A 3,206-nucleotide genomic window follows, 5' to 3' on the forward strand; every position below is an offset into this window, starting at 1 on the left:
ATGGCTTGTGCGGTTTGCTGGAAGAAGGTGCTCATGAGAAATCCCCTAAATGTCTTGGTGGGAATTTAGGGGATTTTACAAAGGTTTTGGCATCTCTTTATTATCGGCACTGAAACAATGCAATCAAAACAAAATCATAAACCGCCAATCCGTTTAACCTAGTTGCCTCCTTGCTGTTAAGCCAAAGGAGATAATCCTTGAATATACAAAATATCCAGAAAATCGGTTTTCTATAACTTATCCCACCCGAAACTTGCCTAAAACACATACCATCTATTAAATATAATAAATTGATTATAAACAATATTTAAATAATTTAACTTCCCTCATATAAATTCCAAATTTTAAATAATCCCTATTAGATTTAATGAGACCTTTGCAATAACATAAGTTATTAAAATTTTATACTCAACACCATTTTCAAAATGAGGAACCTCCCTGATTTCTTCCACTTTTTTCTCAGTATCAGAAAGGTTTTAGTCGATTGAAAATTTTTTAGCACATTTTTATGCGTCAAATTTCGTTAACAGACTATTTTTGCAAAGGTCTCTTAATAATAATTCTCTATTATTTGATATGAATCAAAAACAATATCTCATTTTTTTACACAGAATAATAACTGTTATTATTTGATTCATGATACCATGAAACGAGAAATAAAAATCAGCAACGGGCAAGCCGTACCGGATGCTTTTCCCGAGCGGCAGGCACTGATGCCCGTGTGGGGCGGCATCGGCGTGCCGTCAGATGAGTGGCAACGGCTTTGGCGCGAGCAGGCGCAAACGGTTTTGCAGGAAGATGCCTTGGCCTACCTACATATCCCGTTCTGCGCCAACCATTGCGTTTTCTGCGGCTTTTACCGCAACGCCTGGAAAGATGATTACAGCCGTACCTATACCGATAAAATCATCAATGAATTGGCGCAGGAAGCCGAAATCCGCCAAGGAAACGGCAAAATCCGTGCCGTCTATTTCGGCGGCGGCACGCCCACCGCGCTTTTGACCGACGATTTGGTCCGACTCATCAAAGCCTGCTACCGTTATCTGCCGTTGGCCGACGATTGCGAGTTCACGCTGGAAGGCCGCATGAGCCATTTCGATATAGCCAAGGCACAGGCCTACATCGATGCGGGGGTAAACCGCATTTCCATCGGCGTGCAGACTTTCGATACCGCCATCCGCCGCCGTTTGGGGCGCAAACACAGCGGCGAAGAAGCGGCCGCCTATTTGGAAAAGCTGGGCAGGCTGGATGCCGTGGTCGTGGCCGATTTGATTTTCGGCCTGCCGGGGCAAAACGATGAAATCTGGCATAATGACTTGCGCATTGTGGCCACCCTGCCGCTGTCGGGTCTCGATACTTATGCCTTCAACTGTTATCCCTTCCTGCCCATCAACCGCATGATAGAAAAAGGCGCGTTTCCGCCGCCGGCCGGCTTCGACACGCAGTCGCTGCAATATGCCTATACGGTCGAGTATTTGGCACAACAGGGCTGGCGGCAAATCAGCAACAACCACTTCGCCTATCCCGAACGCGGCGAACGCAACCTGTACAACCGCCTGGTCAAATCGAATATGGCCTGCCTTGCATTCGGTTCGGGCGCGGGCGGCAACGGCGGCGGATACAGTTATCAGGTGCAAAGCGATTTGGACAGTTACCTTGCCACGCCCGCCGGCCAAAAAAACATCGCCTACATGAGCCGCCACAGCGACAATAAATACCTGCTCGGCCGTTTGCAGCACGATATCGAAACCGGAACCATAGACAGCCGCCTGTTTGCCGAACAACCGCGCGCGCAAGCCTTGCTGGCGCAGTGGGCGGAACTCGGTTTGACCAGCAAACCCGATTCGGACGGCCTGATTCATTTAAACACCAGCGGCCGCTACTGGTCGCCCACCTTAACCCGCAAGCTGATGCTTGCCCTACCCGCAAACGAAGAAAAGGAGCAATCTATGCCTAACCCCCTGTCTGCCGAACAACAAACGGTATTGCGCAACTCGTTGGCCGAAAATCCCGGCCAGATTCTCGAAATGCTGGCCGGACGCTTCCAATGCAGTTTCGAAGAAGTCATCAACTGCCTGCCCGCCGGCACGGTGAAGAAAACAGACGGCGGACGCTTTGTCGAAATCATGCAGGCAATCGCCAAGTGGGACGAAGCAGTTACGTTTATCGCCCATACGCCCGACGTCATTGCCGAAGTAACCGGCAAACTGCCCGGCGGCAGCGTAGGACACGGCTTCTACAATTTCCAAGAAGCCGAACCGGGCGGCATCCACGGCCATATTTATTATGAAAACTGCACAGCGGTTTATTTGGTCGAACGCCCCTTTATGGGCAAAGACACGGTTTCGCTCAACTTCATCAACCGCAGCGGCGGCGCGATGTTCAAAATTTATGTCGGCCGCGATGAAAACGGCGAATTGCGCCAAAACCAAATCGAAGCCATGCGCGCGCTGTTTGCCGAAGGGAAAGGGGCGTAATCATGCTGACCATATTCGGTGCAAACGGCAAAAGCGGCCGAGAACTGATAACGCGCCTGCTGTCGGACGGTTTTTCAGACGGCCTCACCGCCGTCCTGCGCAGTCCCGAACAGGCGCAAGACCCGTTTTACACACAAGCCGGACTGCATACGGCAACGGCCGACGTGCTTGACGCGCAAGCCTGCGCCGCCGTCATCCGCGACAGCAAACCGCAAACCGTCGTCAGCTTTGTCGGCGGCAAAAACGAAGCGGGCGTACGCAGCGATGCAACCGGCAACATCAACATCATCGACGCGGTGGCCGCCCACGCCCCCAAAGCCCGCCTGATACTTGTAACCAGCATGGGCTGCGGCGAACAGTGGGAAAACACGAACGCAATGTTCAAACAGGCATTGGGCGAAGCGGTTCAGGCCAAAACCGAAGCGGAAAACCACCTGCGCCAAAGCGGCCTGCACTGGACCATCCTGCGCCCGTGCGGCTTGGGCAACAGAGGCAGCGACAGCTATACGCTGCACACCGCCATCGACGAAATCCCGCGCGACTACATGGACAGGAAAGGCTTGGCCGCCGCCGTGGCGAAACTGATTGCAGATAAAGAAAGGCCGTCTGAAAGCGTATATTCGGTAACCGCCTAACTGTCCGAGACCTTTGCAAAAAGCCCTTCCCCCGACAGCCGAAACCCAAACACAGGTTTTCGGCTGTTTTCGCCTCCCCCAATACCTCCTGATT

At 51.8% G+C, this 3,206-nt stretch carries 2 protein-coding genes; both read left to right on the top strand.

Annotated elements, in window-relative coordinates:
- The first annotated feature begins 644 nt into the window (after positions 1–644).
- Positions 645–2,477, top strand: a complete 1,833-nt coding sequence (gene hutW, locus ACTHSL_RS12335) for a heme anaerobic degradation radical SAM methyltransferase ChuW/HutW (RefSeq protein ID WP_440381623.1) — start codon at positions 645–647, stop codon at positions 2,475–2,477.
- Positions 2,478–2,479: 2 nt separating this feature from the next.
- Positions 2,480–3,112 carry an NAD(P)-dependent oxidoreductase gene (locus tag ACTHSL_RS12340; protein ID WP_440381624.1) on the top strand — a complete coding sequence of 211 codons (633 nt, stop codon included), beginning with the start codon at positions 2,480–2,482 and terminating at the stop codon, positions 3,110–3,112.
- Positions 3,113–3,206 lie beyond the last annotated feature (94 nt).

The organism is Neisseria sp. P0008.S010 (assembly GCF_051962715.1).
Taxonomy (GTDB): Bacteria; Pseudomonadota; Gammaproteobacteria; order Burkholderiales; family Neisseriaceae; genus Neisseria; species Neisseria elongata.

Excerpts from the sequence above, each read along its gene's own strand:
- hutW (WP_440381623.1), top strand. The coding sequence starts at position 645 with ATGAAACGAGAAATAAAAATCAGCAACGGGCAAGCCGTACCGGATGCT.
- ACTHSL_RS12340 (WP_440381624.1), top strand. The coding sequence starts at position 2,480 with ATGCTGACCATATTCGGTGCAAACGGCAAAAGCGGCCGAGAACTGATA.